This is a genomic window from Streptomyces sp. NPDC104096, assembly GCF_055584385.1.
Genome location: NZ_JBVJMD010000043.1, coordinates 1 through 13,774, shown reverse-complemented (window position 1 = coordinate 13,774; position 13,774 = coordinate 1). Strand labels below are relative to the sequence as shown.

General features: G+C 72.6%; 14 protein-coding genes. 6 read left to right on the top strand and 8 right to left on the bottom strand.

Annotated features, from left to right (window positions below; genetic code table 11):
- Positions 1–297: 297 nt before the first annotated feature.
- A complete protein-coding gene (locus ACZ60B_RS31710) occupies positions 298–951 on the bottom strand; it encodes a TetR family transcriptional regulator (protein ID WP_469393044.1) in 654 nt (217 codons plus the stop codon).
- 210 nt (positions 952–1,161) lie between these two features.
- On the opposite strand from ACZ60B_RS31710, the gene ACZ60B_RS31705 reads away from it, so the two are divergent.
- The 3 genes from ACZ60B_RS31705 to ACZ60B_RS31695 are packed head-to-tail and all read left to right on the top strand — an operon-like array spanning position 1,162 to position 4,423.
- Positions 1,162–2,592 (top strand): glycosyltransferase family 4 protein, encoded by a 1,431-nt coding sequence (locus tag ACZ60B_RS31705; protein WP_469393042.1) that lies wholly within the window; start codon positions 1,162–1,164, stop codon positions 2,590–2,592.
- The gene (locus ACZ60B_RS31700) at positions 2,586–3,356 is read left to right on the top strand and encodes a class I SAM-dependent methyltransferase (RefSeq protein WP_469393040.1); all 771 of its coding nucleotides are present in this window, start codon (positions 2,586–2,588) and stop codon (positions 3,354–3,356) included. The genes ACZ60B_RS31705 and ACZ60B_RS31700 overlap by 7 nt, the downstream gene beginning before the upstream one ends.
- On the top strand, positions 3,353–4,423 hold the full coding sequence (locus ACZ60B_RS31695; RefSeq protein ID WP_469393038.1) for a prenyltransferase/squalene oxidase repeat-containing protein: 1,071 nt from the start codon (positions 3,353–3,355) through the stop codon (positions 4,421–4,423). Before ACZ60B_RS31700 ends, ACZ60B_RS31695 begins: the two co-directional genes overlap by 4 nt.
- Before the next feature lie 40 nt (positions 4,424–4,463).
- On the opposite strand, the gene ACZ60B_RS31690 is transcribed toward ACZ60B_RS31695, so the two are convergent.
- On the bottom strand, positions 4,464–4,754 hold the full coding sequence (locus tag ACZ60B_RS31690; protein WP_351616176.1) for a hypothetical protein: 291 nt from the start codon (positions 4,752–4,754) through the stop codon (positions 4,464–4,466).
- Between the two features lie 153 nt (positions 4,755–4,907).
- On the opposite strand from ACZ60B_RS31690, the gene ACZ60B_RS31685 reads away from it, so the two are divergent.
- A complete protein-coding gene (locus ACZ60B_RS31685; protein ID WP_469393036.1) occupies positions 4,908–5,468 on the top strand; it encodes a hypothetical protein in 561 nt (186 codons plus the stop codon).
- Positions 5,469–5,635: 167 nt separating this feature from the next.
- On the opposite strand, the gene ACZ60B_RS31680 is transcribed toward ACZ60B_RS31685, so the two are convergent.
- The 5 genes from ACZ60B_RS31680 to ACZ60B_RS31660 all read right to left on the bottom strand — a co-directional run bounded on the left by ACZ60B_RS31680 (position 5,636) and on the right by ACZ60B_RS31660 (position 11,266).
- Entirely contained in the window at positions 5,636–6,670 is a 1,035-nt protein-coding gene (locus tag ACZ60B_RS31680) for an LLM class F420-dependent oxidoreductase (RefSeq protein WP_469393034.1), read from the bottom strand.
- A 99-nt stretch (positions 6,671–6,769) separates the two neighbouring features.
- The gene (locus ACZ60B_RS31675) at positions 6,770–7,585 is read right to left on the bottom strand and encodes a hypothetical protein (RefSeq protein WP_469393031.1); all 816 of its coding nucleotides are present in this window, start codon (positions 7,583–7,585) and stop codon (positions 6,770–6,772) included.
- Between the two features lie 158 nt (positions 7,586–7,743).
- Positions 7,744–8,676 (bottom strand): N-acetylmuramoyl-L-alanine amidase, encoded by a 933-nt coding sequence (locus ACZ60B_RS31670; protein WP_469393029.1) that lies wholly within the window; start codon positions 8,674–8,676, stop codon positions 7,744–7,746.
- Positions 8,677–8,708: 32 nt separating this feature from the next.
- On the bottom strand, positions 8,709–9,359 hold the full coding sequence (locus ACZ60B_RS31665) for a class I SAM-dependent methyltransferase (protein ID WP_469393027.1): 651 nt from the start codon (positions 9,357–9,359) through the stop codon (positions 8,709–8,711).
- A 167-nt stretch (positions 9,360–9,526) separates the two neighbouring features.
- Positions 9,527–11,266: an MFS transporter gene (locus tag ACZ60B_RS31660; RefSeq protein ID WP_469393025.1), complete on the bottom strand. Its 1,740-nt coding sequence runs from the start codon at positions 11,264–11,266 to the stop codon at positions 9,527–9,529.
- 262 nt (positions 11,267–11,528) lie between these two features.
- Here ACZ60B_RS31660 and ACZ60B_RS31655 point away from each other — a divergent pair, with 262 nt between their 5' ends.
- Positions 11,529–12,068: a SigE family RNA polymerase sigma factor gene (locus ACZ60B_RS31655; protein ID WP_469393023.1), complete on the top strand. Its 540-nt coding sequence runs from the start codon at positions 11,529–11,531 to the stop codon at positions 12,066–12,068.
- Positions 12,068–12,886 carry a hypothetical protein gene (locus ACZ60B_RS31650; protein ID WP_469393021.1) on the top strand — a complete coding sequence of 273 codons (819 nt, stop codon included), beginning with the start codon at positions 12,068–12,070 and terminating at the stop codon, positions 12,884–12,886. Before ACZ60B_RS31655 ends, ACZ60B_RS31650 begins: the two co-directional genes overlap by 1 nt.
- Before the next feature lie 82 nt (positions 12,887–12,968).
- Here the strand turns inward: ACZ60B_RS31650 and ACZ60B_RS31645 are convergent, their stop codons facing one another.
- On the bottom strand, positions 12,969–13,601 hold the full coding sequence (locus ACZ60B_RS31645; RefSeq protein WP_469393145.1) for a response regulator: 633 nt from the start codon (positions 13,599–13,601) through the stop codon (positions 12,969–12,971).
- Positions 13,602–13,774: the final 173 nt, after the last annotated feature.

Sequence of the window (13,774 nt, the reverse complement as noted above, 5' to 3'; positions counted from 1 at the left end):
AAAGTCCCTTTTGGGCTATTGCATCCCGCTCTGGGGGGCTACTCTGGTAAGTGGCCTACGAGGCGAGTGAGGGAGTTCCACCGGAGTAGCCGACTTCCGCGAGACGCCCAGGCAGTACGCAGAGGCATCCGCCGGGGCCGACGTCGACGGTGTAGCTGAGAGGCCCGAAGGTGGCGGTTTCACCGGAAGGCGACCTCCAGTACCTGATCCGGACCATGCCGGCGAAGGGAACCCGTCTCGTAGGTTTTTTCATGCGCGGATGTCCGCATGCGCCTGTTCCGCCGCGCGCGGGTTCCCTCATGCGCGCGGCTCGCGCGGCTCCTCCTGCGACGTGAGGTCGATCAGCCGGCACACCGTCTCGATGTCTATCTTCACCTGCGCGATGGAGGCGCGGCCCGAGAGCCAGGTGATGAGGGCCGAGTGCCAGGTGTGCTCGATGACGCGGACCGCGGACAGCTGTGCGGGGCCGGGGTCCGCCAGGCCCATCGCGTCCAGGATGATCAGCGTGGTCTGGCGGGAGACCTGGTCGACCTCGGGGGAGACGCTGCGGTCCGCGAAGGTCAGGGCGCGCACCATCGCGTCGGCCAGGTGCGGCTCGCGCTGCAGGGCGCGGAAGGCGCGCATCAGCGTCTCCGCGACCCGCTCGGCCGGGGTGTCACCGGTCGGCGGTTTCTTGCGCAGCGTGCCGTGCATGTGCTCCAGCTGGTCCTGCATGGTGGCGACCAGCAGATGCACCTTGGACGGGAAATACCGGTACAGGGTGCCGAGCGCGACCTGCGAGGACTCCGCGACCTCGCGCATCTGCACCGCGTCGAAACCGCCCCGGCTGGCGAGCTGCGCGCTCGCGTGCAGAATGCGGCGCCGGCGCGCCGCCTGCCGTTCGGTGAGGGGCGGGAGGGCCGGTCTGTCGGTGCTGGCTTCCACCTTGACCACCTTGGCTTCCGCAGGCATGGATCCCGTTCCGTGACAGTCGGTGAGGGCTGGTGATCGGACAGCATGGCAGAGGCGGTCCGCCGTGGCGTGAATCACCTGATCCACTGCTCACAGCCCCCCTACCTGCCGGTAGATTCAGAGCCTCCCGAACGATCAAGTCTGAAACTTGTTCTAGATTAGCGTCCCGGCGTAACCTCGCGGGACAGTGCAGGCAGAAGGGGGCCCGGAGTGACCGCTGAGGCCAGTCAGGCGGGCCCTGGGCAGGGCGTTGCCGCGGACGGCGGGCGACCGCTCGACATCGCGCTCCTGACGTACAAGGGAAACCCGTTCTGCGGCGGTCAGGGCGTCTACGTCCGCCACCTCTCCCGTGAGCTGGCCCGCCTCGGCCACCGCGTCGAGGTCATCGGCGCGCAGCCGTACCCCGTCCTCGACGCGGTCGAGGGCGAGACGCACGGCCGGCTGAGCCTGACCGAGCTGCCCAGCCTCGACCTCTACCGCCAGCCCGACCCCTTCCGCACCCCCGGCCGCGGGGAGTACCGCGACTGGGTCGACGCGCTGGAGGTCGCCACCATGTGGACCGGCGGCTTCCCGGAGCCGCTGACGTTCTCGCTGCGCGCCCGCCGCCTGCTGCGGGCCCGGCGCGGCGACTTCGACGTCGTCCACGACAACCAGACCCTCGGCTACGGGCTGCTGGGCGACATCGGCGCGCCCCTGGTCACCACCATCCACCACCCGATCACCGTGGACCGGCAGCTGGAGCTGGACGCGGCGGACAGCCGTCAGCGCCGCTTCTCGGTGCGCCGCTGGTACGGCTTCACCCGGATGCAGAAGCGCGTGGCGCGCCGCCTGCCGTCCGTGCTCACCGTCTCCGGCTCCTCCCAGCAGGAGATCGTCGACCACCTCGGGGTGCGCCGGGACCGCGTCCACGTCGTCCACATCGGCGCCGACACCGACCTGTTCCGCCCCGACCCGTCGGTGGCGCAGGTGCCGGGCCGCATCGTGACCACCTCCAGCGCGGACGTGCCGCTGAAGGGGCTGGTGTTCCTCGTCGAGGCGCTGGCGAAGGTGCGCACCGAGCACCCGGACGCCCATCTGGTCGTCGTCGGCAAGCGCGCCGAGGACGGGCCCGTCGCCCAGGCCATCGAGCGGTACGGCCTCGAGGGCTGCGTCGAGTTCGTCAAGGGCATCTCCGACGCGGAACTCGTCGACCTGGTCCGCTCGGCCCAGGTCGCCTGTGTGCCCTCCCTCTACGAAGGCTTCTCCCTCCCGGCCGCCGAGGCCATGGCCACGGGCACCCCGCTGGTCGCCACGACCGGCGGGGCCATCCCCGAGGTCGCCGGCCCCGACGGCGAGACCTGTCTGGCGGTGCCGCCCGGCGACGCGGGCGCGCTGGCCGCCGCGCTGAGCAGACTGTTCGGCGACCCGGGGCTGCGGGCCCGGCTCGGCCGCGCGGGCCGCGAGCGGGTCCTGGCCCGCTTCACCTGGGCCCGGGCCGCCGAGGGCACGGTGGCCCACTACCGCGAGGCCATCGCCCGCACCCGGTCGCACCCGCGCGGCGGGGCCCCCGCCGGGGCCGCCCCCGCCCCCGGAACCACGACCACGACCTCGACCTCGACCAGCGTTACCGGCGTCTATCCCGAAAGCAGGGCCACGTGCTGACCGTCGACTTCTCCCGGTTCCCGCTCGCGCCGGGCGACCGAGTCCTGGACCTCGGCTGCGGGGCGGGCCGGCACGCGTTCGAGTGCTACCGGCGCGGCGCGCAGGTCGTGGCACTGGACCAGAACGGCGACGAGATCCGCGAGGTCGCGAAGTGGTTCGCGGCGATGAAGGAGGCCGGCGAGGCCCCGGCCGGCGCCACCGCCACCGCCATGGAGGGCGACGCGCTCGCGCTGCCGTTCCCCGACGAGTCCTTCGACGTCGTGATCATCTCCGAGGTCATGGAGCACATCCCGGACGACAAGGGCGTCCTCGCTGAGATGGTCCGGGTGCTCAAGCCCGGCGGCCGCATCGCGATCACCGTCCCGCGCTACGGCCCGGAGAAGGTCTGCTGGGCCCTGTCCGACGCCTACCACGAGGTCGAGGGCGGCCACATCCGCATCTACAAGGCGGACGAACTCCTCGCGAAGATCCGGCAGGCCGGACTGCGTCCGTACGGCACCCACCACGCGCACGCCCTGCACTCGCCGTACTGGTGGCTGAAGTGCGCGTTCGGCGTCGACAACGACAAGGCGCTGCCGGTGCGGGCGTACCACAAGCTCCTGGTCTGGGACATCATGAAGAAGCCGCTGGCCACCCGGGTCGCCGAGCAGGCGCTGAACCCGCTCATCGGCAAGAGCTTCGTGGCGTACGCGACCAAGCCGCACCTGCCCCGGCTGTCCGCCGAGCCCGCCACGTCCGGTACGTCCGAGGCGGACGCCACGTGACCACCCCCCGGACAGAACACCTCGTCCTGCCCGGGGTCCTCACCGCCGAGCAGGCCGCCGCGACCGTACGCGGCATCCTCGACGTGCAGCGGGAGGACGGTGCGATCCCGTGGTTCCGGGGCCACCACCTCGACCCGTGGGACCACACCGAGGCCGCGATGGCGCTGGACGCGGCCGGCGAGCACGCGGCCGCCGAGCGGGCGTACGCCTGGCTGGCCCGGCACCAGAACCCGGACGGCTCCTGGTACGCGGCGTACGCGGACGGGGAGTTCGACGACGTCACCGACCGCTCCCGCGAGACGAACTTCGTCGCCTACGTGGCCGTCGGCGTCTGGCACCACTATCTCGCCACCGGCGACGACACGTTCCTGGACCGCATGTGGCCGACGGTCGTCGCAGCGGTCGAGTTCGTCCTCGCCCTCCAGCAGTCCGGCGGGCAGATCGGCTGGCGGCGCGACGACGACGGCACGGACACCACGGACGCGCTGCTGACCGGCAGTTCGTCGATCCACCACGCCCTGCGCTGCGCGCTCGCCATCGCCGAGCAGCGCGAAGAGCCGCAGCCGGACTGGGAGTTGGCGGCGGGCGCGCTGCGGCACGCCATCCGGTGCCACCCGGAGCGGTTCCTCGACAAGAACCGCTACTCGATGGACTGGTACTACCCGGTCCTCGGCGGCGCGCTGACCGGAGTCGAGGCCAAGTCCCGTATCGAGGAGTCCTGGGACCGCTTCGTCGTGCCCGGCCTCGGGGTGCGCTGTGTGGTCCCCAACCCGTGGGTGACCGGCGGTGAGTCGGCCGAACTCGCCCTCGCGCTCTGGGCGATGGGCGAGTCCGACCGGGCGCTGGAGATACTCCAGTCCATCCAGCACCTGCGGGACGCGGACAGCGGCCTGTACTGGACGGGCTACGTCTTCGACGACGAGGCCGTCTGGCCGCGGGAACTGACCACCTGGACGGCCGGCTCGCTGCTGCTGGCCGTGGCGGCCCTGGGCGGCGACGAGGCCACCTGTGCCGTCTTCGGCGGCGAGTTCCTGCCGAAGGGGCTGGATCCGGACTGCTGCGGGTAGGGCCTGCCGCACGGGCCCCGGCGGACCGGCGCCCGCCGGGTCAGTGACGGTGGGCGCGGTTGGCGATGGCGTGGCCGATGAACAGGTACACCACGGCGGCCAGGCCGTAGCCGGCGACGACCCGCGCCCAGGCCTCGTCGAACGTGAACAGGTCACGGGACCAGCCGGCCAGCCAGTTGGCGACGTGGTGGACGAACTGCACCAGGTCGTTGCCCCGGTTGGCGTCCAACAGATACATGAGGATCCACAGTCCGAGAATGACGGCCATGATGTCGGCGACCACCGCTATGACCGTCCCGGCGGAGTTGGAACCAGTGCGATATCGAGACATGACTACCGTCTGGCCCCGGATTCCCGGCTGAAACCCGGAGAAACAGCGGGCCCCGGACGTGCCCGGGGGAGTATGCGGCCGTGTCCCCCGAGTGGCGTAGCCGACGGCGCGGGGTGAACCTGCTGGGAGACCCCCTCACGTCGGGAGGACTTCGTGCGTGTGCCGATACGCCACCTCGCCGTGGCGCTCACCCTCTGCTGTGCACTGCTCGTCGGCGGCACCGCCTGCGGCGGCGCCGGGGACTCCGCACAGAACACGAACACCGCAACCGTCCCCACGGCCAGTCCCAGCACCTCCGCCGAACAGCAGAAGTTCGCCAAGACCCGGTTCGTGGCCAACGCGGGCCTCGCGGCCGGTGCGACCTACCAGTGGATCGTCGGCCCCTGGAGGGCGGGCAAGTTCGAGAAGGGCGCCTCGGGCCGCAAGCTGGCCCTGGTGAAGGCGGGTGTCGCGGGCGTGTTCGCGTACAACCGGCTCAGGGCCGCGCTGCGCAACGCCCAGGGCGACCCGCTGCTGGCGAAGGCCGTCGCCCCGCTCGCCGCGGGTGTCGGCGCCCTGAAGGACCTGCCGGCCAAGCTGCGCAGCGGCGACTCGACCGACGCGGTCGCGGGCACCTTCGAAAGCCTGGTCGGCCAGGTCAAGGACGCCGGCCGGAGCGCGGGCGCCGAGGTGCAGGACCAGATGCCGACGGCCGCCCAGCTGTCCGGCGGCTGAAGCTTCGCCGTTCAGCCGCTCGGAACACCGCGCCATCACGCCATCGCGTGATTCCGCCCGACTCGTCGGCGGACGGTCGGCCGGAAGCGGCCCCGGGAATTCCCGGGGCCGCCGCTTCGCGTCCTCCCCGGCGGACGAACGACCGGAAAAGCCGAAGCCGACACGCCCTAGGCGTTGAGTTCGGCGAGGACGCGCAGGGTGTGCGGGTCGCGTACCAGGGCCAGCAGGTCGGTGACCGGGCCCGCGCGCCAGGCCTGAAGCCGCTCGGCGACCCGTTCGCGCGGCCCGACCAGCGAGATCTCGTCGGCGAAGGCGTCCGGCACGGCGAGCACGGCCTCCTGCCGCCGCCCGGCCAGGAACAGCTCCTGGATCCGCCGCGCCTCCTTCTCGTACCCCATGCGTGCCATGAGGTCGGCGTGGAAGTTGCGGGCCGCGTGGCCCATCCCGCCGATGTAGAAGCCGAGCATGGCCTTGACGGGCAGCAGCCCCTCGGCGACGTCGTCGCAGATCCGCACCTGCGCCATCGGCGCGACCAGGAACTCGCCCCGTCCCGGGGCCCCTTGGGCGGCGGACAGGCCGACGACCCCGGACCCGTACACCTCGGGCCGGTTCGGCGCCCAGTACAGCGGCAGCCAGCCGTCCGCGATCCGGAGCGTCTGCGCCACGTTCTTCGGCCCCTCGGCGCCGAGCAGGACGGGCAGATCGGGGCGCAGGGGATGGGTGATCGGCTTCAGGGCCCGGCCCAGGCCCGTACCGTCCGGGCCGCGGTAGGGATGGGAGTGGAAGCGGCCGGCCAGCTCCACCGGCCCCGCGCGCCGCAGCACCTGCCGTACGACGTCGACGTACTCCCGGGTCGCGGTCAGCGGCGACTTCGGGAACGGGCGCCCGTACCAGCCCTCGACGACCTGCGGACCGGACAGGCCCAGGCCCAGCAGCAGCCGCCCGCCGCTGAGATGATCCAGCGTCAGCGCGTGCATCGCGGTCGTCGTCGGCGGCCGGGCCGCCATCTGCGCAACCGCCGTACCCAGTCTGATCCTCGAGGTCTGCGCGGCGATCCAGGCCAGCGGGGTGAAGGCGTCCGAGCCCCAGGACTCCGCCGTCCACACGGAGTCGTAGCCGAGCCGCTCCGCCTCCCGGGCCAGCGCGACGTGGTCCGGGTCGGGGCCGCGCCCCCAGTAGCCGAGTGCGAGACCGAGTCGCATGGCGCCTCCCGCTTTCTGACGGTGTGTCAGCCAGGGGTTGCGACTGTACGACAACGGCCCCCCGCCCGGAAGGGCGAGGGGCCGGCCGGACGGCTGACGTCAGCCGCGCTGGATCCCGGAGGTGTCCCGCAGCACGCCACGGCGGCCGTCCTGGGTCTGCGCGACCAGGGCCGGACCGTTCTGCTCGACCGCCAGGTACCAGGTGCCCGGGGCGAGTTCGGCGATCGGCGCCGGGGAGCCGTCCTCGGCGAACAGCGGACGCGGCACCGGCACGGCGAACCAGAACGGGGAGAAGTCCCCGGCGGGCTGCGCCGGCTGCGGCGCCGGGGCCTGGGCCTGCGGCTGCTGCGGCTGGCCGGCGTACGGGGGCTGGCCGCCGTACTGCGGCTGCTGCGCGCCCGGGTAGCCGTAACCACCGGACGGCTGGGCGCCGTAGGGCTGCGGGGCCGGCGGCCGGGCGGCCGGGATCAGCGGAGCCTGGAGCGCGGCGACCAGCGGGGTGGCCACGGCCGCCCCGGCCATGACCAGCGTGGCCAGCAGGGCCAGGATCAGGCCCGCGCCGGCGCCGACGGAACCGGCGCCGGAGACGTTGTCGCTGCCGCTGACCGGGTCGAAGACGTTGCCGAGCGCGCTCCACGCGGCGAACACCGTGAAGGCGACACCGAACGGGGCGAGGTCGAGGCCGACGACCTTGGGCGGCTGCGGAAGCGCGCGCGAGACGACGACGAGCGCGGCGCCGATGATGCCCGCCAGCACGACCCCCAGCACGACCCCGCCGCTGCTCCACAGGCTCGGCAGGTCGTAGCTGTCGGGGATCCCGTCGATCGAGTACAGATCGAAGAACGACGCGATGAACAGCAGTACCGCTGCTCCGATCACCACGCCGTCGCCTCGAGTGAGGGAGCGGATATTCACTTCAGGTCCTTCGTCAGTCGTCACGTCGTCGGTAGAGGTGTCGCTGTCACCATGCCGTCGTCGGGCCCTGGTGTGAAGCGCGGGGGTGACCCCTCATCGTAAGAACGACATTATCGTCCATACGATCGGGCTGTCCGCAGGGACCGGCGCACTGATCGTCACCCGCGCAGGAAACTCACGATTCCCTCAGAGATCCCCAGCGCCGCCTTCTGCCGCCACGCGCCGCTGGTCAGCAGCGCCGCGTCCTTGCCGTCGCGCATGTTGCCGCACTCGATGAACACCTTGGGAACCGTTGACAGATTGAGACCGCCGAGGTCCTCACGCGTGACGAGACCGGTGCCCTCGCCCAGGTAGTTGGAGGGCGAGCTGCCCGTGACCCGGCGGAAGCCGTCCGCCACGCGCACCCCCAGATCGTGCGAACGGGCGGCGATGGGGCGGGTGTCGGCGGCCCCCGCGTGCACGGCCGCCGGAAGGATCACGTGGAAGCCGCGGTCGCCGGCCGCCGAGCCGTCCGCGTGGATCGAGATCACCGCGTCCGCGTGCGCGGCGTTCCCGATCCGGGCCCGCTCGTCCACGCACGGCCCGAACGCGCGCTCGCCGTCCTGGGTCAGCTTCACCGTGGCGCCCTGCGCCTGGAGGAGCGCGCGCAGCCGATGGGCGACGTCCAGCGTGAACCGGGCCTCCGGGTAACCGGAGTTGGTGGACGTCCCCGTCGTGTCGCACTCCTTCCGGTTCGTGCCGATGTCCACCTTGTGGGCGATCTCGGCGGTGTGCCGGAAGTTGTTCGGATTGTGGCCCGGGTCGATGACGACGACCTTGCCCTTCAGGCTGCCCGGTACGACGGAGCCCGACGAGGCGGCCGGCTTCCCGTCACCGCCCGCGGTGGGGTCGGCGGAGCCGGATCCGGCCGTCGGGGTCCCTGCCGCCGCGCTCGCCGGACCACCCGGATCGGCGGGGCCGCCGACCGCCGCGTACACCCCCCAGCCGAGCAGCGCTCCCGGCGCCAGCGCGGCGAGCGCCACGACCAGCGGACGGCGCAGCGGGGAGCGGCGGGGCGGGACGGGTTCGAACTCCGGGCCTGAATACGACACGACGCCCACCCTAACCGCCGGGTCCGGCGGCCTCAGCTCCCCGCGCCCGTGCGCCGCAGCACACGCAGCGAGTCCGTCGCCGACACCTCGGTGAACGCGCCGGACTCCAGCGCCCGCAGGTAGACGCGGTACGGCGCCTGGCCGGTGAACTCGTCGGCCGGCTCGGGGAAGACGTCGTGGATGAGCAGCAGGCCGCCCTCGGCGACGTGCGGCGCCCAGCCCTCGTAGTCGGCGGTCGCGTGCTCGTCGGTGTGGCCGCCGTCGATGAAGACAAGACCGAGGGGCGTGTTCCAGAAGGCCGCGACCTGCGGGGAACGCCCGACCACCGCCACCACGTGGTCCTCGAGACCGGCCCGGTGCAGGGTGCGCCGGAAGGTGGGCAGGGTGTCCATCAGGCCGATCTCCGGGTCGACCGTCTGCGGGTCGTGGTAGTCCCAGCCCGGCTGCTGCTCCTCGCTGCCCCGGTGGTGGTCGACCGTGATCGCGGTGACCCCGGACGCGCGGGCCGCGTCGGCGAGCAGGACGGTGGAGCGGCCGCAGTAGGTGCCGACCTCCAGCAGGGGCAGCCCCAGCGCGCCCGCCTCGACGGCCGCCGCGTACAGCGCCAGCCCCTCGTGCACGGGCATGAACCCCTTCGCGGCCTCGAACGCGGCCAGGATCTCGGGCTTGGGTGCTGCGGGCATGGCGGTCCTTTTCGGTCGTACGGGTGCGCGGGGCCCGGGGCTCGACGTCTCGGGGCACCGGGCGGCCCCGAGGTCTGCGCGGCTCGGGTCGCCGGCCGCTCATGCTGCCACCGCCCCCCGACGCGGTGGCGACGGGGGGCGGTGGGAGCGGGAGCGGACCCCGGTGGTCAGGCCGGGACGGACTCGCCCGGCAGGGACAGGTCCAGGTCCACCGGGCGGTCGGCACCCGGATGCGTCGCCGACGAGGCGAGCGGGGCGTGGCCCGTGGCCTTGGCGGCCAGCACGTAGGCGCCCTCGGCGGGGACCGCGAGCGCGTAGCTGCCGTCCTCCGCGGAGACGGTGGCGCCCGCCTGACGGCCCCTGCGGTCGATCAGCGTGACCTTCGCACGGGCGACCGGGGAGCCGCCGGCGTCCAGGACCCGGCCGCGGAAGCCGCGCAGCACCTCCTCGGCGCGCTCCAGGTTGGCGTCCTCCTCGCTGCTCGCGCGCAGCTGAGGGGTGCCCGACGGGCGCTGACCCGGCAGGAACAGGGCCAGCAGCAGACCGACGGCGACGGCGCCGGTCGCGATCAGGAAGGAGACGTGGAAGCCGTGCAGGCTCGGGAACGCCGTGCCCCCGACGTGGTTCGCCGTGTTCGCCAGCACCATGCCGATGACGGCGCTGGACACGGACGTGCCGATGGAGCGCATCAGCGTGTTGAGGCCGTTGGCCGCGCCCGTCTCCGAGGCCGGCACCGCGCCGACGATCAGCGCGGGCAGCGAGGAGTAGGCGAGGCCGATTCCGGCGCCGAGGACCACGGAGGTGACGACGGTCTGCCAGGCCGCGTCCATCAGGCCGAGGCCGCCGCCGTAGCCGGCCGCGATGATCAGCAGACCGAGGATCAGGGTGGTCTTCGGGCCGTAGCGGGCGGAGAGCCGGGCGTAGACCGGTGCGGTGAACATCATCGTCAGACCCAGCGGGGCCACGCACAGTCCGGCCTCGACCATCGACCGGCCGAGGCCGTAACCGGTGGCGGTGGGCAGCTGGAGCAGCTGGGGCAGGACGAGCGAGACGACGTAGAAGCTGACGCCGACCATGATCGAGGCGAGGTTGGTGAGGAGCACCTCGCGGCGGGCGGTGGTGCGCAGGTCCACCAGGGGCGCCTCGACGCGCAGCTCCATCAGGCCCCACAGGAGCAGGACCACGACCGCCGCGGCGAACAGGCCGAGCGTGAGACCGGAGGACCAGCCCCAGTCGCTGCCCTTGGTGATCGGCAGCAGGAGCAGGACGAGACCGGTGGACAGGCCGAGCGCGCCCGGCAGGTCGAAGGAGCCCTCGGCGCGGGCCGGGGACTCGGGCACGACGAGAAGGGCGAGCGCGATGGCGACGACACCGAGACCGGCGGCGCCGTAGAAGAGGACGTGCCAGTCCGCGTGCTGGGCGACGAGGGCCGCGGCGGGCAGCGCGAGGCCGCCGCCGACGCCGATCGAGGAGCTCATCAGGGCCATCGCCGAGCCGAGCTTCTCGCGGGGCAGCATGTCGCGCATGAGGCCGATGCCGAGCGGGATCGCGCCCATCGCGAAGCCCTGGAGCGTACGGCCGACGATCATGACGATCAGGTCGCTGGTGAGCGCGCTGACGAGGGCGCCCGCCACCATCACGGCGAGGCTGAGGATGAGCATCCGCCGCTTGCCGTAGAGGTCGCCCAGGCGTCCCATGATCGGTGTGGCCACGGCTCCCGAGAGCAGCGTCGAGGTCAGGACCCAGGTGGCGTTGCTCGGCTCGGTGGCCAGCAGTTGGGGCAGGTCCTTGATGACCGGGACGAGCAGGGTCTGCATCACCGCGACAACGATGCCCGCGAAGGCGAGGACCGGGACGACGGCCCCGCTCGCTCGCCGGTCGGGCCGGTCGGTCGGCGTGTGCGTCATTGAGTAAGGCCTCCAGGCCGGAAGAACGTAGAGAGTGGGATCCGTACGGGGATCGGCGGGTGTTGATCCATTCGGATACGTGCAGCTTGAACCCGTGCGCCTGGGCAACTATTCCGATGCTTCGGGACGCTAACGAATCCTTGACCTTCTCTTGGGCAAGTGGCGGGTTTCGTGGGGCGGGACTTGCCGGGGGTGTGTTTTTTGCGGGCGAGGCAACGCTTCGGGCGGCCCGTGGACTCCTTTTGACATCTAGGAGGTGCCCATGGGGGATCGCAAGTCAGTTCGAGACGAGGAGTTCCAGGCCTTCGTCACCGGTCGCTGGCCACGGCTGATGCGTACGGCATTCCTGCTCACGGGGGAGCAGCACGCGGCGGAGGATCTGGTCCAGTCGACGCTGGAGAAGACCTTCGTGGCCTGGCGCAGGGTCGGCTCGGCCGACGACCCCGAGGCCTATGTGCGACGCGTGATGATCAACGCACACGCGCGCAGGCACCGCAGGAAGCTGCGGGAGTTCCTGGCGCCGAGGGACGACTCGGGCCTCGCGCACGAGATCGCGGACACCGGTGACCGCATCTCCCAGGCCGACGACCGCAACGCCCTGCTGAAGGCGCTCGTCCAGTTGCCCCCGCGGCAGCGGCAGGCGGTGGTCCTGCGGTACTGGGAGGACCTGACCGAGAGCCAGACGGCCGAGGCGATGGGCTGTTCGGTCGGCGCGGTGAAGAGCAACGCGGCCAAGGGGATCGCGAAACTCCGCGCCATACCGGACCTGGCCGAGACGCCGACCTACGAAGGGCGGATGTGATGAGCGCGGACCGGGAGACGAACCACGACATGACGAACCACGACATCGCCCTCCTGCTGGCCGAGGCGGCCGACGAGGTCGAGATCGGTATAGCCCCCACCGAGGCGGTCGTCCGGGGCGGCCGGCGCCGCCGGGCCCGCCGCTGGGCGCTCGCGACGGCCACCGCCCTGGTCGTCGCCGGTACGGCCGGGACGCTGGCGCTGGCCGGGACGCCGGGTGGCGGCGACCGGGTGGCGCCCGCCGTGACGGTGTCGCCGCCGACGCCGCCCGACCTCTTCGGACACCGGACCGTGCTGGCGCACGGCACCGACCGGGGCAAGCCGTGGAAGGTCTACGTCGACATCTGGGCGGCACCGCGCGACGCGACACAGGCGCAGGCCCAACTGTCGACGATGATCCAACACCGGGAGATGCCGGTGGACGCGCGTACGGCGTCCGACCTCGTCGGCAAGACCTCCTTCTTCGTGTACCGGAACTCCCGGGAGGGGACCTCCTGGAGCATGCACAAGACGGTCGACGCGAAGGACGTCCAGGCGGGCGACGACCTGGAGAGCGCCGCGATGCCGCTGGAGCCCGGTTCCGAGGGACCGCAGCGGCTGGTCGTGGGCCGGGTCGCCAGGACCGCCCGGCAGGTGACCTGCACCTGGAAGGACGGGACGTCGACGGTGGTCGACAGGGCGGCCGTCGGCTCCGCCTCCGGCGAAGGGATCGCGGCCGACGAAGGCGTGATCCGGTCGGCGGAGGGCTCCCCGGACGACTGGTTCGTGTGCCTGGCGCCCCAGGGCACGTCGTTCGATTCGGTGAAGGTGACCGGGTAGCCGAAGGCCGACTCGGGCCAGGGCGACACGGAGGAGCGGAGGGAGGGGGAGGGGGAGAAGGAGAGCCGGTGCCGGTCGGCGGTCAGAGCCAGCCCTGGCGGCGGGCCTCCCGCATCGCCTCCATGCGGTTGCGGGTGCCGGTCTTGCCGATGGCGGAGGAGAGGTAGTTGCGGACGGTGGACTCGGACAGGTGCAGCCGGGCGGCGATGTCGGCGACGGTCGCGCCGTCCGCGGACGCCTTGAGCGCGTCGCACTCGCGGGCGGTCAGCGGGCTGGGCCCCGCGCTGAGCGCGGCCGCCGCGAGCGCCGGGTCGATCACCGTCTCCCCGGTCAGCACCCGCCGGATGGTGACCGCCAGTTCCTCCACCGGCCCGTCCTTGACGAGGAAGCCGGCGGCTCCCGCCTCCATGGCCCGCCGCAGATACCCGGGCCGCCCGAAGGTGGTCAGGATCAGCACCCGGCAGTCGGGCGCCTCCTCGCGCAGCTGGGCGGCGGCGTCCAGACCGCTCCGCCCCGGCAGCTCGATGTCGAGGAGGGCGACGTCCGGACGGTGCGTCAGCACCGCGTCCACGATGGCGTCCCCGGCGGACACCTGGGCCACCACCTCGATGTCCGCCTCCATGCCCAGCAGCAGGGCCAGCGCCCCGCGCATCATTCCCTGGTCCTCCGCGAGCAGAACCCTGATGGACTTCGCGGGACGGTGGTCCCGGGGCATCTCGTTCACCGGTCAAGGGTAGGCCGGACGGCCGGAGTCCGCCTGGGCCCGGGGGCCGGACGGCCGGAGTCCGCCTGGGCCCGGGGGCCGGACGGCCGGAGTCCGCCTGGGCCCGGGGGCCGGACGACCGAGGGCCGCCCCGCCCCCCGGCCCCGCGGAGTCCCCCCGGCCCC

Excerpts from the sequence above, each read along its gene's own strand:
- ACZ60B_RS31650 (WP_469393021.1), top strand. The coding sequence starts at position 12,068 with ATGAGCGCGGACCGGGAGACGAACCACGACATGACGAACCACGACATC.
- ACZ60B_RS31660 (WP_469393025.1), bottom strand. The coding sequence starts at position 11,266 with ATGACGCACACGCCGACCGACCGGCCCGACCGGCGAGCGAGCGGGGCC.
- ACZ60B_RS31690 (WP_351616176.1), bottom strand. The coding sequence starts at position 4,754 with ATGTCTCGATATCGCACTGGTTCCAACTCCGCCGGGACGGTCATAGCG.
- ACZ60B_RS31710 (WP_469393044.1), bottom strand. The coding sequence starts at position 951 with ATGCCTGCGGAAGCCAAGGTGGTCAAGGTGGAAGCCAGCACCGACAGA.
- ACZ60B_RS31645 (WP_469393145.1), bottom strand. The coding sequence starts at position 13,601 with ATGCCCCGGGACCACCGTCCCGCGAAGTCCATCAGGGTTCTGCTCGCG.
- ACZ60B_RS31655 (WP_469393023.1), top strand. The coding sequence starts at position 11,529 with ATGGGGGATCGCAAGTCAGTTCGAGACGAGGAGTTCCAGGCCTTCGTC.
- ACZ60B_RS31680 (WP_469393034.1), bottom strand. The coding sequence starts at position 6,670 with ATGCGACTCGGTCTCGCACTCGGCTACTGGGGGCGCGGCCCCGACCCG.
- ACZ60B_RS31665 (WP_469393027.1), bottom strand. The coding sequence starts at position 9,359 with ATGCCCGCAGCACCCAAGCCCGAGATCCTGGCCGCGTTCGAGGCCGCG.